18 protein-coding genes are annotated in these 22,060 nt (G+C 61.8%); 16 read left to right on the forward strand and 2 right to left on the reverse strand.

The window, feature by feature from the left end:
* Positions 1–35 precede the first annotated feature (35 nt).
* On the reverse strand, positions 36–965 hold the full coding sequence (locus IVA87_RS01335; protein WP_247305097.1) for a response regulator: 930 nt from the start codon (positions 963–965) through the stop codon (positions 36–38).
* A complete protein-coding gene (locus IVA87_RS01340; RefSeq protein ID WP_247305100.1) occupies positions 955–4,326 on the reverse strand; it encodes an ATP-binding protein in 3,372 nt (1,123 codons plus the stop codon). Before IVA87_RS01340 ends, IVA87_RS01335 begins: the two co-directional genes overlap by 11 nt.
* 168 nt (positions 4,327–4,494) lie before the next feature.
* Between IVA87_RS01340 and urtA the strand changes: the two genes are divergently transcribed.
* From urtA to IVA87_RS01420, 16 genes are all read left to right on the forward strand, one after another.
* A complete protein-coding gene (gene urtA / locus IVA87_RS01345) occupies positions 4,495–5,754 on the forward strand; it encodes an urea ABC transporter substrate-binding protein (RefSeq protein ID WP_247305102.1) in 1,260 nt (419 codons plus the stop codon).
* 127 nt (positions 5,755–5,881) lie between these two features.
* Complete coding sequence (gene urtB, locus IVA87_RS01350; RefSeq protein ID WP_247305107.1) at positions 5,882–6,808, forward strand: urea ABC transporter permease subunit UrtB; 927 nt, start codon at positions 5,882–5,884, stop codon at positions 6,806–6,808.
* Positions 6,809–6,824: 16 nt separating this feature from the next.
* Positions 6,825–7,967: an urea ABC transporter permease subunit UrtC gene (gene urtC, locus IVA87_RS01355; RefSeq protein ID WP_247305109.1), complete on the forward strand. Its 1,143-nt coding sequence runs from the start codon at positions 6,825–6,827 to the stop codon at positions 7,965–7,967.
* 10 nt (positions 7,968–7,977) lie between these two features.
* Positions 7,978–8,733 (forward strand): urea ABC transporter ATP-binding protein UrtD, encoded by a 756-nt coding sequence (gene urtD, locus IVA87_RS01360; RefSeq protein ID WP_247305112.1) that lies wholly within the window; start codon positions 7,978–7,980, stop codon positions 8,731–8,733.
* Positions 8,734–8,744: 11 nt separating this feature from the next.
* Positions 8,745–9,434, forward strand: a complete 690-nt coding sequence (urtE, locus tag IVA87_RS01365; protein WP_247305114.1) for an urea ABC transporter ATP-binding subunit UrtE — start codon at positions 8,745–8,747, stop codon at positions 9,432–9,434.
* Positions 9,435–9,461: 27 nt separating this feature from the next.
* Entirely contained in the window at positions 9,462–10,691 is a 1,230-nt protein-coding gene (fmdA, locus tag IVA87_RS01370) for a formamidase (RefSeq protein ID WP_247332420.1), read from the forward strand.
* 90 nt (positions 10,692–10,781) lie between these two features.
* Positions 10,782–11,129 (forward strand): FmdB family zinc ribbon protein, encoded by a 348-nt coding sequence (locus tag IVA87_RS01375; protein WP_247305121.1) that lies wholly within the window; start codon positions 10,782–10,784, stop codon positions 11,127–11,129.
* Positions 11,130–11,187: 58 nt separating this feature from the next.
* Positions 11,188–12,228 (forward strand): aliphatic amidase, encoded by a 1,041-nt coding sequence (locus IVA87_RS01380; RefSeq protein WP_247332422.1) that lies wholly within the window; start codon positions 11,188–11,190, stop codon positions 12,226–12,228.
* Positions 12,229–12,826: 598 nt separating this feature from the next.
* Positions 12,827–13,711, forward strand: coding sequence for an AraC family transcriptional regulator (locus IVA87_RS01385; RefSeq protein ID WP_247305128.1), 885 nt, complete (start codon positions 12,827–12,829; stop codon positions 13,709–13,711).
* Between the two features lie 209 nt (positions 13,712–13,920).
* Positions 13,921–14,991, forward strand: a complete 1,071-nt coding sequence (locus IVA87_RS01390; RefSeq protein ID WP_247305131.1) for a sugar ABC transporter substrate-binding protein — start codon at positions 13,921–13,923, stop codon at positions 14,989–14,991.
* 60 nt (positions 14,992–15,051) lie between these two features.
* Positions 15,052–15,876, forward strand: a complete 825-nt coding sequence (locus IVA87_RS01395) for an ATP-binding cassette domain-containing protein (protein WP_247332424.1) — start codon at positions 15,052–15,054, stop codon at positions 15,874–15,876.
* Positions 15,873–17,129: a sugar ABC transporter permease gene (locus IVA87_RS01400; protein ID WP_247305138.1), complete on the forward strand. Its 1,257-nt coding sequence runs from the start codon at positions 15,873–15,875 to the stop codon at positions 17,127–17,129. The genes IVA87_RS01395 and IVA87_RS01400 overlap by 4 nt, the downstream gene beginning before the upstream one ends.
* 25 nt (positions 17,130–17,154) lie before the next feature.
* Positions 17,155–17,883 carry an SDR family oxidoreductase gene (locus IVA87_RS01405; protein ID WP_247305141.1) on the forward strand — a complete coding sequence of 243 codons (729 nt, stop codon included), beginning with the start codon at positions 17,155–17,157 and terminating at the stop codon, positions 17,881–17,883.
* Positions 17,884–17,903: 20 nt separating this feature from the next.
* Positions 17,904–19,529, forward strand: coding sequence for an FGGY-family carbohydrate kinase (locus IVA87_RS01410; protein WP_247305144.1), 1,626 nt, complete (start codon positions 17,904–17,906; stop codon positions 19,527–19,529).
* A gap of 163 nt (positions 19,530–19,692) precedes the next feature.
* On the forward strand, positions 19,693–21,024 hold the full coding sequence (locus IVA87_RS01415) for an extracellular solute-binding protein (protein ID WP_247305147.1): 1,332 nt from the start codon (positions 19,693–19,695) through the stop codon (positions 21,022–21,024).
* Between the two features lie 185 nt (positions 21,025–21,209).
* The gene (locus tag IVA87_RS01420) at positions 21,210–22,058 is read left to right on the forward strand and encodes an ABC transporter permease subunit (protein WP_247305639.1); all 849 of its coding nucleotides are present in this window, start codon (positions 21,210–21,212) and stop codon (positions 22,056–22,058) included.
* Positions 22,059–22,060: the final 2 nt, after the last annotated feature.

Raw genomic sequence — 22,060 nt, forward strand, 5'->3', positions numbered from 1 at the left:
TATTGCTCGCAAAATTGCTGCACCGGCGCCTTTTCCTAGGACCTCCGATGTGTCGCATTCACGGCGATCGCAGCCGCTGCGGTTCGGTTCTCGACACCCAGCTTGGAATAGATTTGCTCGAGGTGCTTGTCGACGGTGCGCGGGCTGAGACCCAGAATCTGCGCGATATCGCGGTTAGTCTTACCCTTGGACAGCCACGATAGCACCTCGCCCTCGCGCATCGTCAGCCCGAACTCACTGGAAAATGCGGCCGGCGCGTCAGCGCGGGAATGCTTCTCCAGCCGCAGCAGGAATTCGTTCGGCCCGAGTTTGCCCATAAATTGCAGTCGCAGGTGCTCGTTGCCGGGAAGTGTCGCCACGGCCGCGGCCTTCAAACCGGCGTTGTTTTTTTGCGACTGCTCCAGCCATTGCGGCAGAGGATCGGGCAGCACGACATCGTTGTCGTCGCCAGTCGCAAGCGTGTCCGACAGCAGCTTTTGAGCTTGCGGCGTCGCCCACATCAATTTGCCGATATTGTTCACCGCCAGCAGATAGCGGCCGGAGACGTCGAGGGCGGTGCGGGCGCTCTGGGTCAGGCGCGCATTGGCAAGGTGGACGCGAATTCGCGCAAGCATCTCCTTGACCGCGATCGGCTTTGTCACGTAATCGACGCCGCCAGCCTCCAGGCCGCGGACGATGTGTTCGGTTTCCGCAAGGCCCGTCATGAAGATGATCGGCACGTTGGCAAGGCCGGCGTCGCGCTTCAGGCGTTTGCAGGTCTCGAAACCGTCCATTCCTGGCATGACGGCGTCGAGCAGCACGATGTCCGGCGTGATCTGGTCGACGATCCGGATTGCCGAAGCACCGTCGAGCGCGACCATGACGGTCATGTCGGCACCGTCGAGCGCGTCGGTGAGCAGCCGCAGCGTCTCCGGGGAATCGTCGACGACGAGGGCGACATCGCGCTTTTTGGATTCAATGATCATAGCCGTGCAGGGTCTTTAACGTCGCCATGTATTGATCGAGATCGAAGCGGTCGATCAGCGAGCGCATCTGCGTGACGAAATCGGCGTGCTCGGGATGATCGTTGCCGATTTCATCAAGCTTGACCTGGATGGCGCGGATGTAGCCCAATTGCCCAAGACCGATCAGTTCCTCGACATGCCTGACCGACGGGCGCGAGCCGGTGTCCGGCCGCCAGTTCGGAACGGTGACCTGATCGACCTCGTATTCCCAATCGATCTTGAGCAGCTGGCGAATGGTCTCCAATAGCTTGGGAATGTCGATCGGCTTCATCAGATAGCCATCGTGGAACGGTTGCGCCAGCGGCGCGCCGTGGGCTTCCAGCGCGCTCGCCGACACCATCAGGATGCGAGCCTGGTGATGGCCGGTCTTGCGCAACGTCTCCGCCACCGTCCATCCGTCCATGCCGGCCATCGAGATATCGAGGAGAAACAGATCGGGCCGGCAATGCTGCGCCAGCGCCAGGCAGGCTGGGCCGTCGGGCGCGCTGAGCAGGATGAAGCCGAGCGGCGTCAGCACTTCGCGCAGGAGATCGCGATGGACGGGCTCGTCGTCGGTGATAAGGATAGTCTTGCGCGCGCCGTGATAGCCGGAGACCGGCGCCTCCACTGGCGCGGTGCGCTGCGGATTGGTGACTTCCGACAGCAGCATCTTGACCTTGAACGTACTGCCGGTGCCCACCGTGCTCGTGACCTTGATGTCGCCGCCCATGACGCCGGCGAGCAGCCGGCTGATGGTCAGGCCGAGCCCCGTCCCGGTTTGCGGCTGTGAGACACCGAGTGCGCCGCGTTCGAAAGGCGCGAAGATCCTTTCGAGATCGCCGGCCTGGATGCCGGGACCGGTGTCGATCACCTCGAATTCGGCGACAGGGCTGCGGTAGTGAACCACGAACTGCACACTGCCGGCCTGCGTGAACTTGATCGCGTTGGACAGCAGATTGATCAGCACCTGCCGCAGCCGCTTCTCGTCGGCATAGACCACGATCGGCACATGCGCTGGCCGCCTGAACACGAAGTCGATGCCCTTGGCGGCCGCCTGCAGGCGGAACATGCCGACGAGCTGGTCCAGAAACTCGCTGAGCCGCACCTCGTCGCGCGAGAGATACAGCCGTCCCGCTTCGATCTTGGAGATATCCAGAATGCCGTCAATCAGGCCGGAGAGGTGGTCGGCGCTGCGGCGGACGACGCGGACCTGGTCGCGCGGCTTGGTGTTCAGCGTCGCATCCTGCTCCAGGAGCTGCGCATAGCCGCTGATCGCGTTCAGCGGCGAGCGCAGTTCGTGGCTGAGGCCGACGACATAGCGGCTCTTGGCGAGGTTGGCGGATTCCGCGACCTCCTTGGCGCGCTGGAGCTCGGCGTCGGTGCGCTTGTGCGCGTCGATCTCCTGGATCAGCAGCGTCGTCTGCCGCCGCGTCTCGGCCTCGGCCGCGCGACGACTTTGCTGCGCCAGCACGAACAGCCAGGCCACCACACCGATGATGATGCTGAGCGAGAAGAACACCTTCCAGAGCACGTTGGACACGAGCATGTTCTCGCCCTGCACGCTTGCCGAGGTCTGGAGATAGATCAGCCCCAACACCAGTGCGACGAGACCAGCGGAGACCACGAACACACCGATATAGTGGCCGAACTGCGAGTTGATCCGCTGATAGATCGGCTGCGGAAGGATCTTGCTCAGCGCCTCGGAGAACTGCACCTGCGCGCGCCCGTGCGGCTTGCAGAGATCATGGCAGCGAGCATCCAGGGAGCAGCACAGCGAGCAGATCGGGCCGGCATAAGCGGGACAGGAGGTCGTGTCCTCCGGCTCGAAGCTGTGCTCGCAGATGCAGCACTGGATCGCCTCGACATTGGCCCAACTCTTCTCCGGGTTGCGTGCGATGTAGAATTTTCCGCCGGTGAGCCAGGCGATAACGGGCGCGGTCACGAATGCAACCGTCAGCGCGACGAAGGCCGCCAGCGCCTTCATGGTCGAACCGAACAGGCCGTAGAATGCCGCGATCGAGACGATGATCGCCAGCGTCATCGCGCCGACGCCGACCGGATTGATGTCGTAGAGATGCGCGCGCTTGAACTCCATTTGCGGTGGACGCAGGCCGAGTGGCTTGTTGACCACGAGGTCGGATACCAACGCGCCTACCCAGGCAATCGCGACGTTGGAGTAGAGCGCGAGTGTCTGCTCCAGTGCCTTGTAGACACCGATTTCCATTAGCAGCAGCGCGACCATCACGTTGAACACCAGCCACACGACGCGCCCGGGATGGCTGTGCGTCAGACGCGAGAAGAAGTTCGACCAGGCGATCGAACCGGCATAGGCGTTGGTGACGTTAATCTTGAGCTGCGACAGGATCACGAAGATTCCGGTCAGCGCCAGCGCAAGGTCCGGCTCTGATAACACGTATCGAAATGCGACGAGATACATATGCGCGGGCTCAGCGGCCTCTTCGGGCGGCACACCGTGGCTCAGCGCAAAGAAGGCGAGGAACGAGCCGGCGAGAAGTTTCAGTGCGCCGAGCACGATCCAGCCCGGCCCTGCGCTCATCAGTGCAATCCACCACGACCTCCTGGAGGTCCGTCGATCGCGCGGCAGAAAGCGCAGGAAGTCGACCTGTTCGCCGATCTGCGCCACCAGCGAGAACACCACCGACGATGCCACGCCGAACAGCAACAGATCGAAATGTCCGTTGAGGTCGCCGTGCTCGCCCGAGAACTTGCGCCACTCCGTGAACGAATGGGGGTTGGCCCATGCGATCGCGGCAAAGGGCAGGATGTGCAGGATGACCCAGAGCGGCTGGGTCCAGAGCTGGAAGCGGCTGATCAGCGTGATGCCGTAGGTCACGAGCGGGATAATCGCTATCGCGCTGATGAGGTAGCCGATCGGGCGCGGAATCCCCAAGCACATCTCCAGCGCGGTTGCCAGGATCACCGCCTCGACGGCGAAGAAGATGAAGGTGAAGGAGGCGTAGATCAGTGAGGTAACGGTCGAGCCGATATAGCCGAAGCCGGCACCGCGGGTCAGAAGGTCAATGTCGATGCCGCATTTGGCTGCATAATAGGCAATCGGCACGCCGCAGGAGAAGATGATGGTGGAGACGACGAGGATCGCCGCGGCGGCGTTGGTGACACCGTAATTGAGGGTGATGGTGCCGCCGATTGCTTCGAGCACCAGAAAGGAGATTGCGCCGATCGCGGTGTTGGCGACGCGGGCGGCGGACCAGCGGCGCGCACTCTTGGCGGTGAAGCGCAGCGCGTAGTCTTCCAGCGTCTGGTTGGCGACCCATTGGTTGTACTGGCGCCTGACGCGGTCTATTCGCTGCCGCCCTGCCACTCGAACCCCACTTCTGAACCCGCCGGATCCCCTCGCAAATCCCGTACCAAAAGCCTACGTCGGTATTTTGCGGTGCAGTATACGCGATCTTGCGTATGCTTGCGATGCACAAATTCGAGCCATCCTCACCGGACAAATCGCGCGTTCTCGAACAAAAGTGGGGTGCTCATGTCAGACGAAGCAAACAAGGGCCTGTTGTCGCCGCTCCGGCGCAAACTATTAATGGGAATGGCGGCCGTGCCGGCCATCGCGATGCTGCCACGGGCGTCGTTTGCGCAGGCTCCCTCCACTTCGGCGGTCAACACCACGGGGCTCGCGGTCACCGATACCGAGGTAACGGTCGGCATCCTGCACTCGGCGACCGGCACGATGGCGATCTCCGAGACCGGCTCGATCGAAGCCGAAAAGCTCGCCATCGAGCAGATCAACGCCATGGGCGGCGTGCTCGGGCGCAAGATCAAGTTCATCCAGGAAGACGGCGCCAGCGACTGGCCGACCTTCGCCGAAAAGGCCAAGAAGCTGCTGGTCAACGACAAGGTCGCGGCCATCATGGGCTGCTGGACCTCCGCCTCGCGCAAGGCCGTGCTGCCGGTCATGGAGCAGTATAACGGCATGCTCTACTACCCGACCTTCTACGAAGGCCTCGAGCAATCCAAGAACGTCATCTACACCGGCCAGGAGGCGACCCAGCAGATTTTGGCCGGCCTGAACTGGATCGCGAAGGAGAAGGGCGCGAAGTCGTTCTTCTTCATCGGCTCCGACTACATCTGGCCGCGCACCTCGAACAAGATCGCGCGCAAGCACGTCGAGAACGTGCTGAAGGGCAAGGTCGTTGGCGAGGAATATTATCCGCTCGGCAACACCCAGTTCAACTCGGTCATCAACAAGATCAAACTGACCAAGCCCGATGTGATCTTCACCGACGTCGTCGGCGGCTCCAATGTCGCCTTCTACAAGCAGCTCAAGGCGGCCGGTATCGACCTCTCCAAGCAGGCGTTGCTGACGATCTCGGTGACCGAAGACGAAATAGACGGCATCGGCGGCGAGAACATTGCGGGCGCCTATGCTTGCATGAAGTACTTCCAGTCGCTCGACAATCCGAACAACAAGGCTTTCGTGCCCGCGTTTCAGAAGGTATGGGGCGAGAAGACCGTGATCGGAGACGTCACCCAGGCTGCCTATCTCGGCCCGTGGCTGTGGAAGTTGACGGTGGAGAAGGCGGGCTCCTTCGACGTCGACAAGATCGCCGCGGCTTCGCCGGGCGTCGAGTTCAAGGGTGCCCCCGAAGGCTACGTACGCATCCACGAGAACCATCATCTCTGGTCGAAGACCCGGGTGGGACGCGCCAAGCTCGATGGTCAGTTCGAGCTGATCTACGAAACCGCCGATCTCGTCGAGCCGGATCCGTTCCCCAAGGGTTACCAGTAAACCGCAGCGCCAGTCGCGATTTTCCCAACCAAGCCGCTCCCTGGCGTGGATTGCAAGTCCACGCTCAAGACCCCCGCGTCGCGAACCTGCTCGCGACGCGGGACCCTTTCCCCGACGGAGGACATCGATGTTCGGCGACTACTCGCTTGGTGAGCTAGGCTCCATCTTCGTCATGCAGGGTTTTGCAGGACTGATCCTGTTCTCGGTCTACGTCCTGATGGCGCTCGGGCTTGCGATCATCTTCGGCCAGATGGGCGTCATCAACATGGCCCATGGCGAGTTCATGATCCTCGGGGCCTACGTCACCTGGATGACCTCGAATCTCTTCCAGGCCTATTTGCCAAGCCTATTCAGCGGCTACTTCTTCCTCGCGATGATCCTGGCCTTTGTCGCATCCGGCGCGCTGGGCATGCTGGTGGAATTGGTGCTGATACGGCATCTGTACAAGCGGCCGCTCGACACGCTGCTCGCCACTTGGGGCCTCAGCCTGATGCTGCAGCAGGCCTATCGCTCCGTGTTCGGCGCGCGTGAGGTCGGCGTCGAGTTGCCGCAATGGATGCTGGGCTCGTTGCACGTCACCGACAGCATCGAAGTGCCGATCAACGGCGTCTTCGTGATGTGCCTCACCGTGCTGATCACGCTTGGCGCCGCCTATGTCATGTACAAATCGCGCTGGGGCCGCCAGGTCCGCGCCGTCGTGCAGAACCGCATCATGGCCGGCGCGGTCGGAATCAACACCGAGAAGGTCGACCGCTACACCTTTGGGCTCGGCTGCGGCATTGCCGGAATTGCCGGCAGCGCTTTCACCATGATCGGCTCGACCGGGCCGACCTCCGGGCAGCTCTACATCGTCGATACGTTCTTGGTGGTCGTGTTCGGCGGCGCCGCCAGCCTGCTCGGCACCATCGCCTCCGCGTTCTCCATCTCGCAGACGCAATCGACGCTCGAATTTTTCATGTCGGGTTCGATGGCCAAGGTGCTTACGCTGCTCGCCGTCGTCGGCATCCTGATGCTGCGGCCGCAGGGTCTGTTCGCCCTCAAAGTCCGCAAATAACGGAAGCAGGCAAGTCATGATCATCAGCTCACGCTTCTTCAATCGATCCGAGCTCATCGGCTTCATCGCGCTGGCGGCCGTTCTGTTCGTGATCCTGCCGCTGACTTTGGACGTCTTTCGCCTCAACCTGGTCGCGAAATATCTGACCTACGCCTTTGTCGCGATCGGCCTGGTGCTGTGCTGGGGTTATGGCGGCATCCTGAGCCTGGGCCAGGGTGTTTTTTTCGGCCTCGGCGGCTACTGCATGGCAATGTTCCTCAAGCTCGAGGCGTCCAGCGTCGAGAACACGAAAATCCAGTCGACGCCCGGCATTCCGGATTTCATGGACTGGAATCAGATCACCTCGTTGCCGTTGTTCTGGCAGCCATTTCACAGTCTTACGCTCACCATGCTCGCCATCATTCTGGTCCCCGGTCTCTTTGCCCTGATCATCGGCACGGCGATGTTCAAGCGCCGCGTCGGCGGGACCTATTTCGCGATCATCACCCAGGCCGTCGCGGCCATCCTGACCATCCTGATCGTCGGGCAGCAGGGCTACACCGGCGGCATCAACGGCATGACCGACCTGCGAACCCTCAAGGGATGGGACATCCGGCCGGACCATTCCAAGGTCATCCTCTACTTCGTCGAGGTGGTGTTGCTGTTCGTCTGCATCGGCATCGCGCAGTTCATCCGCCTGACCAAGCTCGGCCGCATTCTGGTGGCGATGCGTGAGCAAGAAGACCGCGTCCGCTTCTCCGGCTACAGCGTTGCCAATTTCAAGATCTTCGCCTTCTGCATGGCCGCGATCTTCGCCGCGATCGGCGGTGCCATGTTCGCGCTCAATGTCGGTTTCATGTCGCCGTCCTTTGTCGGCATCGTGCCGTCGATCGAGATGGTGATCTACACCGCGGTCGGCGGGCGGATGTCGATCTTCGGTGCGGTGTGGGGCGCAATTCTGGTGAATTTCGCCAAGACCAGCCTGTCGGAATCCTTCCCGCAACTCTGGCTGTTCGGTCTCGGCGCGCTGTTCATCGCGGTCGTGCTCGCTTTCCCGAACGGCCTGTCCGGACTCTGGGCTGATTACGTGCAGCCGCGCATCGATCGGCTGTTTGCCTCGCGTAAGTCGAAGGCGGGCTGGAACGACAATTCGGTCGCCGACGGCGCGCCGGCAGAGTGAGGAGACCATCATGCTCGTTGGACGTCAGCCCAAGGATTTTCTGCTCGCAGTCTCAGGACTGACCGTCTCGTTCGACGGGTTCAAGGCAGTCAAAGACCTCTCCTTCTACGTCGAGGAAAACGAGATCCGTGTCATCATTGGTCCCAACGGCGCCGGCAAGACCACGGTGCTCGATCTGATCTGCGGCAAGACCAAGGCCACCGAAGGCTCGATCCAGTTTCGTGGCACAGAGCTGACCAAGCTGAAGGAGAACGAGATCGTCAAGGCAGGCGTCGGGCGCAAATTCCAGACGCCGTCGGTGTTCGAGGATCTCACCGTCTTCGAGAACCTCGAGATCTCGTTTCCGCGCGGCCGCACTGTGTTCGGCTCGCTGACCTTCCAGCGCGACCAGCCGGTGAAGGAGCGGGTCGAGCAAGTGGCGGAGATGATCTTCCTCAACGAGAAGCTCAACACTTATGCCTCCGAGCTCAGCCATGGCCAGAAGCAGTGGCTCGAGATCGGCATGCTGCTGATCCAGGAGCCGGATCTTTTGATGCTCGACGAGCCCGTGGCCGGCATGAGCGTCTCCGAGCGTGCCAAGACCGCCGAGCTGCTCAACCGCATCATCAAGAACCGCTCGGTGCTGGTGATCGAGCACGACATGAAGTTCGTCGAGGACATCGCGCACAAGGTCACCGTGCTGCACCAGGGCCAGATCCTCTCCGAGGGCACCATGGAGCGGGTAAAGAACGATCCCAAAGTCATCGAAGTGTACCTCGGCCACTAAGGAGCGCGTTGATGCTGGCAATTTCCGATCTTCACGTCGCCTACGGCCAGAGCGAGGTGTTGCATGGGCTCAACGTCAAGGTCGCGCCCAACGAGATCGTGGCGATCATGGGTCGCAACGGCATGGGCAAGACCACGCTGATGAAGTCGCTGATGGGCATCCTGCCGGCCAGAAGTGGCTCGGTGACGATGGACGGCGCCGAGCTCGGCAGCCTGCCGAGCTACGAGCGGGTCGCCAAGGGCCTCGCCTATGTGCCTCAAGGTCGCATGATTTTCTCGGCAATGACGGTGAAGGAGAACATCGAGACCGGACTCGCCGTCTCCGGCGGAACCGAGGTGCCGGGCGACATCTACGAATTATTCCCTGTGCTCCTGGAGATGAAGGGCCGCCGCGGGGGCAATCTCTCCGGCGGCCAGCAACAGCAGCTCGCGATCGCGCGTGCGCTCGCGACCAAGCCGAAGGTGTTGCTGCTGGACGAGCCGACCGAGGGCATCCAGCCATCCATCATCAAGGACATGGCGCGCACGCTGAAGCGGATCCGCGATGAGCGAGGCTTGTCGATCGTCGTGTCCGAGCAGGTTCTGAGCTTCGCGCTCGATATCGCCGACCGCGTGCTGGTGATCGAGAACGGCGAGATCGTCAGGGACGATCCGCGCGACTCCGTCGATGCCGCGCAAGTGTCGAAATATCTGTCCGTCTAACCAACCGTGTAAAAGGGGAGCATCCCGATGCCAGAGACACTGATCAAGGTCGATCTCACCAAGTCGGCTTACGAAAACGACATGGTGCACAACCGCTGGCACCCCGACATCCCGATCGTGGCCTGGGTCAATCCTGGCGACGATTTCATCATCGAGACCTATGACTGGACCGGCGGCTTCATCAAGAACAACGATTCCGCTGATGATGTGCGTGACATCGATTTGTCGATCGTGCACTTTCTGTCGGGGCCGATCGGCGTCAAGGGCGCCGAGCCCGGCGACCTCCTCGTCGTCGACCTACTCGATGTCGGTCCGCTCAAGGAAAGCCTGTGGGGCTTCAACGGCTTCTTCTCCAAGCAAAACGGCGGCGGCTTCCTCACGGATCATTTTCCGATAGCACAGAAGTCGATCTGGGACATCAAGGGTCTCTACACCTCGTCGCGTCACGTGCCCGGCGTCAATTTCGCGGGCCTGATCCATCCCGGCCTGATCGGCTGTCTGCCCGATCCGAAGATGCTGGACACCTGGAACAAGCGCGAGGCCGAGCTGATCTCGACCAATCCGACCCGCGTGCCTGGTTTGGCCAATCCGCCGTTTGCGCCGACCGCCCATGGCGGTCGCGCCAAGGGCGAGGTCAAAGACAAGATCGGCGCAGAGGGTGCGCGCACGGTGCCGCCGCGTGAGCATGGCGGCAATTGCGACATCAAGGATCTCTCCCGCGGCTCGAAGATCTATTTCCCGGTCTATATGCCCGGCGCCGGTCTCTCGATGGGCGATCTGCACTTCAGCCAGGGTGACGGCGAGATCACCTTCTGCGGCGCGATTGAGATGGCCGGCTGGCTGCACCTGAAGGTCGAGGTGATCAAGGACGGCATGGCGAAATACGGCATCAAGAACCCGATCTTCAAGCCATCGCCGATCACGCCGAACTACAAGGACTATCTGATCTTCGAAGGTATCTCGGTCGATGAGGCCGGCAAGCAGCACTATCTCGACGTCCATATCGCCTATCGCCAGGCCTGCCTCAACGCCATCGAGTACCTGAAGAAGTTCGGCTATTCCGGTGCTCAGGCCTATTCGATCCTCGGCACTGCGCCGTGCCAGGGCCACATCTCCGGCGTGGTCGACGTCCCCAATGCCTGCGCCACGCTGTGGCTGCCGACGGAAATCTTCGACTTCGACGTCATGCCGTCGTCGGCGGGACCGATCAAGCACATCAAGGGCGATATTCAGATGCCGATATCGCCGGACAAGTAGCCTCTCTCCCTCTCCCCGTTCTTACGGCGAGAGGCTCAGGGTGAGGGGCCGTCTCCGCACATACGATCACCAAATGCGTCGAGGTCAAAGATGCCGATGTACGAATATCTCTGTGACGGCTGCGGACCCTTCAAGGATCTCCGACCGATGGCGGAATGCGACCATCCGCAGCCCTGTCCGCAATGTGAAGACATGGCGCAGCGCGTGATCCTCACCGCGCCGAACTTCTTCTGCATGCCGGCGGAGAAGCGAAAGGCCCATGCGGTCAACGAACGCAGCACGTATGCGCCGCAGACGGTGGCGCAATACAAGGCCTCGCACGGGCCCGGCTGCGGCTGTTGCTCGACGGGCAAGACGAAACCGGTGCGCCTGATGACCAGGAGCAAGAGCGGCGCGAAGGGTTTTCCTACCGCGCGTCCCTGGATGATCAGCCACTGACATCAACGCCGCCGCTTCAGCGGCGTCTCATTTTCAACCAGAGCAGAAGGCAATACCAATGCTTCACGGTGACATCTCCAGCAGCAACGACACGGTCGGCGTCGCAGTCGTCAATTACAAGATGCCGCGCCTGCACACCAAGGCGGAGGTGCTCGACAACGCGCGCAAGATTGCCGACATGGTGGTGGGCATGAAGGTGGGCCTGCCGGGCATGGATCTGGTGATCTTCCCGGAATACTCCACCCACGGCATCATGTATGACTCCAAGGAGATGTACGAGACCGCGTCGATCGTGCCGGGCGAGGAAACCGCGATCTTTGCCGAAGCCTGTCGCAAGGCGAAAGTGTGGGGCGTGTTCTCGCTCACCGGCGAGCGTCACGAGCAGCATCCTCGCAAGGCGCCCTACAACTCCTTGATTTTGATGAATGATAGGGGTGAGATTATGCAGAAATACCGCAAGATCATGCCGTGGGTGCCGATCGAAGGCTGGTATCCCGGCAATTGCACCTATGTCTCCGACGGCCCGAAAGGTCTCAAGGTCAGCCTGATCATCTGCGACGATGGCAACTATCCGGAAATCTGGCGTGACTGCGCCATGAAGGGCGCCGAACTGATCGTGCGCTGCCAGGGCTACATGTACCCGGCCAAGGAACAGCAGGTGCTGATCTCCAAGGCGATGGCCTGGGCCAACAATGTCTATGTTGCGGTCGCCAATGCCGCGGGCTTTGACGGCGTTTATTCCTATTTCGGCCACTCTGCGATCATCGGCTTCGATGGCCGCACGCTCGGCGAAACCGGCGAGGAGGAATATGGCATCCAATACGCGGCGCTGTCGAAGCATCTGATTCGTGATGCCCGCCGCAACAACCAATCGCAGAACCACCTCTACAAGCTCGTACATCGCGGCTATACCGGCATGATCAACTCCGGCGAAAGCGCAAAGGGTCTCGCGGCCTGTCCTTACGACTTCTATTCGAAATGGACCGCCGATCCCGAAGGCACGCGTGACATGGTCGAGGCGATGACCCGTGGGACCGCGGGCACCGCCGAATGCCCAATCAATGGGATCCCGAATGAGAGGTCGGCAACCAACTACTAGCGCACTAGGCGACAGCACTGGGGCAGAGCGTGGGCGAGCTGCAAGCGCGCGCACCTTCTTATTGCGCCAGGCTGCGTGGGTATTCGGACTCGCCGCACGAAAGGGTTATTGTAACCCCAAATTGGATCTGGTGCTCTTTGCGCTGGCTGGACCTAGCTCAAACTTGCCGATGATCGAGCGAGAGCTCAAGTGTTTCAGTGGTTAGGAGGCGGCGTGTGCACCGCGTGTGCACCGAGAGATCAAGAAAAATCTATGCTCAGGAAGCTTGAAACGGTCGCACTGGTCCAGTCACTTCTCTGCGGATCCAGCGCGTCGCATGATTTCAGCAGCAGCCTGTTCCTGCTGTGTTCAACCTCAGTCATCTTGAGCGCGTTGTCCAAGCACTACGTAGCAGCGGCTGCAGTCGATCCGCCCACGCCGCGGGGGCTACGGAACTGCGTGCCGCACGTCAAAAAAGTATCAGTTCAGCATTGAAATGGTGGTGGCGTGCCTAGGTACGGGTCGCTACTCTCCGCGCGAGAGGAAGCGCTGAACAAGATTCAGCGATAAGGAACAGGGGCGGAAAACTGTAAACCGCACCGGCCTGAAGGGAGCGGATATGGAACCGGACCTGGAAGTCGTCCAGATACGGCGCGGCGAGTCGTTCAAGGCGTGGTCGCACGGCTATCCATTCCACACGGTCCGCTGGCATTTCCATCCCGAATACGAGCTCCATCAGGTTGTGACCACCAGCGGTCGCTATTTCGTTGGCGACTTTATCGGCGAGTTCGAGCCGGGCAATCTCGTGCTCACCGGCCCCAACCTGCCGCACAATTGGGTAAGCGATCTGCCGGCGGGGAGCACCATTCCTCTTCGCGGACGCATCCTTCAGTTCAGCGAACAATTCATCGGTGACATGATGAAGGTCATGCCCGAGCTGTCGGGCCTCGCCACGCTGCTGGAATTCGCCCGCCGTGGCGCGCTCTTCAGCCGCAGCATCAGCGACAAGATCGCCCCGCTCATGGAGGAGATCGTGGCGGCGAACGGCGTGCGCCGGATCGAGCTGTTCCTGATGATCTTGGGCACGCTCAGCCGCGCCCGAAATGCGCGTCCGCTTTCCAGCCCGAAATATCTGCCCGACCCGTCTGGATACATGTCCGCGGGCATGAACAAGGCACTCGCCTTCATCCGGCAGAACCTGACGCAGCCTTTCGGTGAATCTGAGCTCGCGGCTATCGCTGGCCAGTCGCAGAGCGCGTTTTCGCGCTCCTTCCGCCGGCACACCGGCATGTCACTGGTGCAATACGTCAAGCGTCTTCGCATCAATCTTGCCTGTCAGATACTGATGAGCGACGAGCACGCGTCCATCACCGACATCTGCTTCGAAGTCGGCTTCAACAATCTCTCCAATTTCAACCGACAGTTCTTGGCCGAGAAAGGAATGCCGCCTTCGCGCTTCAGGCGATTGTTGGCGCAGAACATCAACGCGGCACGTGCTGCATAGCCGGTAAAGGAGAAAAAGGGGAGGAGGTTCACTACGGCAAGAGCGACGCGGACACGCCGATGGCGGTCTGCGATTGGAGACGGTTGTCCAAATTTTTGGTGGCTTCAGTGCATCGGCACCCATCGCCGCCGGTCATGGAGCAGCGAAGGCGTGTCTTCGATGGATCAACGAGAGCAGTCTAACATTCAGTTCCGGAAAGGAAAGTACGAATGAAAAAGTTGTCGCCGAAATATTGCACGATCGCATTGGCCGTGTCGCTGCTGGGCACGACAGCCACGTTCTCGCAGGCCGCGGAGGTGAAGGACGCGACGGTGGCCTTCCTGATGCCCGACCAGGCCTCCACCCGCTACGAACAGCACGACTATCCGGGCTTCGCGGCCGAGATGAAGAAACTCTGCGCCAGTTGCAAGGTGATCTACCAGAACGCCAGTGCAGATGCCGCGCGGCAGCAGCAGCAGTTCAACTCGGCAATCTCGCAGGGCGCCAAGGTGATCGTGCTCGACCCCGTCGATTCGACGGCCGCAGCCTCCCTGGTCAAGATGGCACAATCGCAGGGCATCAAGGTCATCGCCTATGACCGGCCGGTCCCCGATGCCAAGGTCGATTTTTACGTGTCCTTCGACAATGAAGCCATCGGCAAGGCCATCTCCGAATCGCTGGTCAAGCATCTGAAAGCCGCCAACGTCACGGCGAAGGAGGGTGAAGGCGTGCTCGAAATCAACGGGTCGCCGACCGATGCCGCCGCGGGACTCATCAAGAAGGGCATCCATGAGGGTCTTGATAAGAGCGGCTATCCCATTCTCGCCGAATACGACACGCCGGACTGGGCGCCGCCCAAGGCGCAGCAATGGGCGAGCGGCCAGATCACCCGCTTTGGCAAGAAGATCCTCGGCGTGGTGGCCGCCAATGACGGCACGGGTGGTGGCGCAATTGCCGCTTTCAAGGCCGCCGGTGTCGATCCGGTGCCGCCGGTGACGGGCAACGACGCGACCATCGCCGCGCTTCAGCTCATCATCGCCGGCGATCAGTACAACACGATTTCCAAACCCAGCGAGATTGTGGCCGCTGCGGCTGCCCAATCGGCGGTGAAATTCCTGTCCGGCGAGACGCCCAAGGCGGAAACCACGCTGTTCAATGCGCCATCGAAGCTGTTCGTGCCGGCGGTCGTCACTCAAGAAAACCTGAAGGCGGAGATCATCGATAAGAAAATCCAGACGGCCGATCAGCTCTGCACGGGCCGATATGCCGCCGGCTGCAAGAAGCTCGGCATAACACCGTAGCTGCGTTTGTCCCGGCCGCTTCCGGCGGCCGGGACGAACGACGAGAGAAGAGACTTGGAAATGACCACGATCTCGAATGTCGACCACCCGCAGGGCGGACCGCGCAGGCCGGTTCTGAGTCTTCGCGGAATTTCCAAGCATTTCGGTGCCGTTTCCGCTCTCACTGATGTCGATCTCGACGTGCATGCCGGCGAGGTCGTCGCGCTCGTGGGCGATAACGGCGCTGGAAAGTCCACGCTGGTGAAGATCCTCGCCGGCGTGCATCAGCCCACCGCCGGAACGATCGCCTTCGACGGCGAACATGTCGTCCTGGCCGATCCCGCCGCGGCGCTCCGCCTCGGCATAGCCACCGTTTTCCAGGACTTGGCGCTCTGCGAGAATCTCGACGTGGTCGCCAACATCTTCCTCGGCCGTGAGCTCAATCCAATGCGGCTCGATGAGGTCTCCATGGAGCTTCGCGCCTGGACCTTGCTCAACGAGCTGTCGGCGCGGATCCCGAGCGTGCGCGAGCCCGTTGCTTCGCTCTCCGGCGGACAGCGCCAAACTGTGGCGATCGCACGCTCGCTGCTGACGGAGCCGAAGCTCATCCTGCTTGATGAGCCGACCGCAGCACTTGGCGTCGCCCAGACCGCCGAGGTGCTCGACCTTGTCGAGCGCGTCCGCGCCCGCGGCCTCGGTGTCATCATGATCAGCCATAACATGGAGGACGTACGCGCCGTGGCCGACCGGATCCTGGTATTGCGTCTCGGCCGCAACAACGGTGAATTCGGACCGGACGCTTCCAATCAGGATCTCGTCACTGCGATTACCGGTGCGGATGAGAACTCCGTCTCGCGGCGCGCCGGCCGGCGTCGCGCCCATCAGCCGGCGGAGCAGCAGCGATGACCAGCGACACGCAACAGGTCTCGACGGCGCGCCCGCTCGACCGGAGCGACGAGCGACTCAAGCACGCGGATACGCTCGGGAGCATCGTCAGCGCTTTCGTGGACCGCGTGCGATCGGGCGACCTGGGTTCGCTGCCGGTGGTCGTCGGACTCATCGTCATCTGCACGGTCTTCGAGAGCCTCAACCCCGTTTTTCTGGAGCCGAACAATCTGGTCAATTTGCTGTTCGATTGCTCGACGGTGGGCGTCATCTCGCTGGGCATCGTCTGCATCCTGATGGTCGGCGAAATTGACCTTTCGGTTGGCTCGGTGAGCGGGTTCGCTTCGGCGCTTATTGGCGTGCTTTGGGTCGGTCAGGATTGGCCGGTCGCCGTGGCGATCGTCACGGCGTTGGTAATGGGCGCTGGCATCGGCGCGCTCTACGCATTTCTGTTCAATCGCCTCGGGATGCCGAGTTTCGTGTCGACGCTGGCAGGCCTGCTGGCCTGGCTCGGGCTCCAGCTGTATCTGCTCGGTTCTTCGGGCTCGATCAATCTTCCTTACGGATCGCCGCTGGTCGATTTCGGGCAGATGCTTGTCATGCCGCCGATCGTGTCCTACGCGCTGGCGGCGGTCGCGAGTCTCGTCATGTTCGTGACCGGTTATCGCACGGCAGTCCGCCGTCGGCAGGCAGGACTGTCGGCGAGTTCGCCTGGCCGCATGGTGCTGAAGGCGCTGCTGGTTACTGTCGTGCTCGAATTCATCGTCTACTATCTCAATCTCGGGCGCGGCGTGCCGTGGATGTTCGGTCTGTTCGTCGGCTTGTGCGTGGTCATGAACTACGCGTTGACGCGGACCAAATGGGGTCGCTCGATGTCTGCGGTCGGCGGCAATCGCGAGGCAGCCCGCCGGGCCGGCATCAACGTTCGCCGGGTCTATTTGACTGCCTTCATGCTGTGCTCCACGCTGGCAGCCGCTGGCGGCATTCTTGCCGCGGCGCGCCTGGCGTCGTCCAGCCAACAGGCCGGCACCGGAGACGTCAACCTCAATGCAATCGCAGCCGCTGTCATCGGCGGCACGAGCCTTTTTGGCGGCCGTGGCAGCGCCTATTCTGCGCTCCTCGGCATCATCGTCATCCAGTCCATCGCGAGCGGGCTCACACTGCTCGATCTCTCCTCGTCGCTCCGGTACATGATCACGGGCGGGGTACTTGCCGTAGCAGTCGTCGTCGATTCGCTGGCACGGCGCTCGCGCCTGTCCCATGGCCGGGCTTGAATAACTCTCACAAGAAGGACAAGCCGTGGCCCAGGAACTAGCAGGAAAGGTTGCCGCGATCACCGGCGCCGCATCGGGCATCGGTCTCGAATGCGCCAGAACATTGATCGGGGCTGGCGCGCGGGTGGTGCTGATCGATCGGGCGGAGGAGGCGCTGAGCAGCGCCTGCGCCGAGTTGGGCGACCAGGCGATCCCGTTGCGTATCGATCTGACCGATCCTCAGAGCATGAAGGCCATGATGCCGCAGGTGTTGGAGAAAGCGGACCGGCTGGACATCTTCCATGCCAACGCAGGCGCCTATGTTGGCGGCGAGGTGCTTGGCGGCGATCCCGACGCCTGGGACCGCATGCTCAATTTGAACATCAATGCGCTGTTCCGGTCGGTCCATGCGGTGCTGCCGCACATGGTCGAGCGCAGGAGCGGCGACATCATCGTCACCAGTTCGATCGCCGGTCTCGTCCCCGTCGTTTGGGAGCCGATCTACACGGCGTCCAAGCACGCGGTGCAGGCTTTCGTGCATACGCTGCGCCGCCAGGTCGCCAAACACGGCTTGCGCGTCGGCGCCGTTGCGCCCGGTCCAGTCGTGACCGCGCTGATCAAGGACTGGCCCAAGGCGAAGATCGAGGAGGAAATGGCGGCCGGGGGCTTGATGCAGCCGGTGGAAGTCGCGCAGGCGGTGCTTTTTATGCTGACCCGTCCGAGAAACGTCACCATCCGCGACCTCGTCATTCTGCCGCAGAGCAACGATCTGTAGCATTCTCCGACCGGCGATCCATGGCCAAGCAATCCGATAACCGCCATTTTCTCGGCATCGATGTCGGCACCGGCAGCGCAAGGGCCGGCGTGTTCGACCGCTTCGGTGCGCTCCTTGCGAGTGACAGCGCATCCATCGCACTTTGGCGGGAGGCCGGCGACATCGTCGAGCAGTCGAGCGAGGATATCTGGCGTGCCGTGTGCCGCAGCGTGCGTGGCGTGGTGGTACAGGCCGGCATCGCTCCGGACAGCATCGCGGGAATCGGCTTCGACGCGACCTGCTCCTTGGTGGTGCTGGGCGAGGGAGGCGCGCCGCTGCCCGTCGGCCCGTCCGGCGATCCTGAGCGCAACATCATTGTATGGATGGATCACCGCGCCGCCGATCAGGCGCGCCGGATCAATCAGACGGGCGAAAAAGTTCTCGACTATGTCGGCGGAACGATCTCACCGGAGATGGAGACGCCAAAACTGTTGTGGCTCGCGGAAAACATGCCTGACACATTCTCCCGTGCGTGGCAGTTCATGGACTTGACGGACTTTCTCACCTGGCGTGCGACAGGGAGCCTGTCTCGCTCCATCTGTACCGTGACCTGCAAGTGGACCTATCTGGGTCACGAAGCCCGCTGGGACGATCAATTCTTCCGCAAGGTCGGCCTCGGCGTGCTGGCGGACGAGCAGTTTCGCAGGATCGGCACCGAGATCGTGCCCGGCGGAACAAAACTGGCGGCGGGTCTGACGGCGGAGGCCGCGGCCCATCTCGGCCTCACCGCGGGTACGGCGGTCGCCGCTGGCCTCATCGATGCTCATGCCGGCGGTGTTGGTACGGTGGGCGCGCGCGGTACGGCGGGCACGGTGCTCACGCGCATGGCCTATGTGTTCGGAACGTCCGCCTGTACCATGACGACCACGCCGGATCCGTCTTTCGTGCCCGGCGTGTGGGGACCCTATTTCTCCGCCATGGTGCCCGGACTTTGGCTCAATGAAGGCGGGCAGTCGGCCGCCGGCGCTGCCATCGAGCATCTGTTGCAGATGCATCCGCATTCCTCGCAAGCGGCACAGGCTGCACGCCAGAAGCGGCAGACGCTTGCGGATTGGCTTGCCTCGGAAACCGAATCTCGCGGCGGTGCCGGAATGATTCCGCAGTTGGTCGGCGAGATTCATGTCGTCCCCGAATTCCTCGGCAATCGCGCGCCGTTCGCAGATCCTGATGCGCGTGCGCTGATTGCCGGGCTCGATATGCGCTCGGATCTGGAGAGCCTGCTGGCGCTTTATCTCGCCGGGCTGTGCGGTCTCGGCTGCGGGGCGAAGCAGATTGTTCGCGCTCAGCAAGAGAAGGGCATTGCGGTCGATACGATGGTGGTCAGCGGTGGTGCCGCAAAGAGTCCCCTCGTGCGGCAAGTCCTCGCCGATATGACGGGGCTGACGGTCGCCGCGTCGGCATCCCCGGAAGCCGTCCTGCTCGGCTCCGCGATGCTTGGATCGGTCGCCTCGGGCGACCATGCCGATCTCGGCGAGGCGATGCAGGCGATGTCGGTTCTGGGAGACATTTCTCGACCTCAGGCTGCTCTGGCGGACTGGGTCGATCGGCGCTTTTCCGCCTTCGAGGCCCTGCAGAAGGTCGGCCGGGCAATTCGAAGCGCTTCGTAGCCCCATTGCCAGCTGGACCGGACCTACCCAGGCGCGGTTTGCATCCGAGGTGGCTGCCTACGCAGGAGAGGGCGTTCGAGCCCTTTCATCATATCGACACATATGTCATGATAGAAATACAAATGTATAGGACCGCATTTTGGCGGGCTAGGGAGGGCTGCCCATGGGTAGGAAAGTCGCATTCATTGCGGCCTTGTTCGGCGCGTTGGCATTGGTTGGTCCGGCGCAGGCGCGGGTCGAGGTCCAGTGGTGGCATGCCATGAGTGGCGTCCTCGGCGACCGGCTCAATGAGCTGGTCGAGAAGTTCAACACCTCGCAGGACAAGTACACGGTCGTCGCGGTCGCCAAAGGGAACTATGACGAGGTGACCAACGGGGTGATCGCCGCCTATCGCGCCAAGCGGCCGCCGGAAATGGTGCAGATCGCCGAGCGCGGTTACATGACGATGCTGCTGTCAGGAGCCATTGTCCCCGTGCAGGATTTGGTGGAGCAGAAGGGTTACAAGATCGACTTCTCGGACTTCATCAAACCCGTGGCAAGCTTCTGGAGCTACAAGGGCCGGATGTCGGCGATGCCCTTCAACTCGTCGACGCCGATCTTCTGGTACAACAAGGATCACTTCCAGAAGGCCGGCTTCGACAAGCCAGCCGAGACCTGGCAGGAGTTGGAGAAGCAGCTCTACGCCATCAAGTCCAAGGGGATCAGCGAGTGCGGCACAGTGCTGCCCGGCGATTTCTACTGGAGCCTGCTCGAGAACTACAGCGCCATCAACAATCAGCCCTACGGTACGCTCGCGAACGGTTTCGACGGGCTCGGTACCGAGTTCGTCTACAACAAGACGAAGGTAGTCTCGCAAGTCGCGCGGCTCAAGAAATGGCTCGATGACGGTGTGATGCAGATCGCGGGCCAGGGCTTCAGTCCCGAACAATTGTTCACGTCGGGCCGGTGCTCGACCTTCGTCAATTCGACCGCATCACACGGCAACATCGAGCGCAACGCGACCATCAACTGGAGCGCCACCTTCCTACCGCACGAGAGCGACATCAATCCGCCTCTCAACAGCACCATCGGGGGCGGGGCCATCTGGGTCATGAAGGGCCACACACCGGAGCGATACGAGGCCGTCGCGGCCTTCCTGGATTTCGTCGCGCAGCCGGAAACCCAGGTCTGGTGGCACGGCGCAACTGGCTATGTTCCCGCCACCAACCGCGCCTATGCGCTCGCGCGCGAACGTGGCTATTACAAGGATCATCCGACCCGGGAGATCGCGGTGCTGCAGCTCTCGCGCGGCACACCGAACGAGAATTCGCGCGGCTTCCGCTTCGGCAACTTCGTGCAGACGATGCTGGCCCAGCGCCAGGAGGTCGAGGCGGTGTTCGCCGGTCAGAAGCAGCCGCAGCAGGCCATGGATGACGCCGTCAAGCGGGGTAACGAGATCCTGCGGCAATTCGAGAAACTCAACGCCGGGAAGACTCCGGAAACTGAGCGTCCATGACGTTGCGCCTGTCGATCCCGTGGCGCGAGGCACGCGCACCCGTGCTGCAGGGAAGGCACGGGGGCCGCGGGTCCAAGGCCGTGCCGGCGGCACTCGCCGGCACCCCACGACGGTCGAGCAGAACGCGGCAGCGTGAGGAGGCCGGACTGAAGCGCGCCAATTTCGGCGACGGTCCCGGCCTGCCGATGCTGCTGTTGCTGCCGCAATTGCTGATCCTGCTGTTCTTCTTCTTCATTCCGTCCCTGCGAGCGCTGATGCAATCCGTCCTGCTCAGCGATCCCTTCGGGACCAACGTCCAGTTCGTCTGGTTCGACAACTTCAAGACGCTGCTTGCGAGCAGCGATTACCGCCAGTCGATCACGGTGACGTTCTGGTTCACGGTGGCGCAGAACGTGCTCACCTTGACCAGCGCGCTGGTGCTGGCGTTTGCGACCGACAGGATCGTACGCGGCCGTTCGGCCTATCGCACGATCATCCTGCTACCCTATGCTATCGCGCCGGCGATCGCCGGCATCCTTTGGGCCTTCCTGTTCAATCCGGCGGTTGGCCCGCTCGCGCAGGTGCTGCACGGTTTCGGCATTGCATGGGACCCCAATCTCAATCCCACCGATGCGCTGATTCTGGTGACGCTCGCAGCATCCTGGAAGCACATCTGCTACGACTACATCTTTCTGGTCGTAGGATTGCTCGCGGTGCCGGTGTCGCTGATGGAGGCTGCCGCCGTGGACGGCGCGGGTCCGATCCGCCGCTTCGTCGCGATCGCGCTGCCGATGCTCGGGCCCACCATCTTCTTCCTCACGGTGATGAACTTCATCTATGGCTTCTTCGAAACCTTTGCCATCATCGATGCAGTGACCAAAGGCGGCCCGGCCGGTGCGACCAACATTCTGGTCTACAAGGTCTTTGTCGACGGCTTCGTCAATCTCGATCTCGGCTCTTCGGCCGCACAATCGGTTCTCTTGATGAGCTTTGCGCTGATCTGCACGCTGCTGCAATTCCGCTATTTCGACCGCAAGGTCAATTACGGGGTCTAGCC

Origin of the sequence: Bradyrhizobium sp. 147 (assembly GCF_023073935.1) — a bacterium.
Classification (GTDB): domain Bacteria; phylum Pseudomonadota; class Alphaproteobacteria; order Rhizobiales; family Xanthobacteraceae; genus Bradyrhizobium.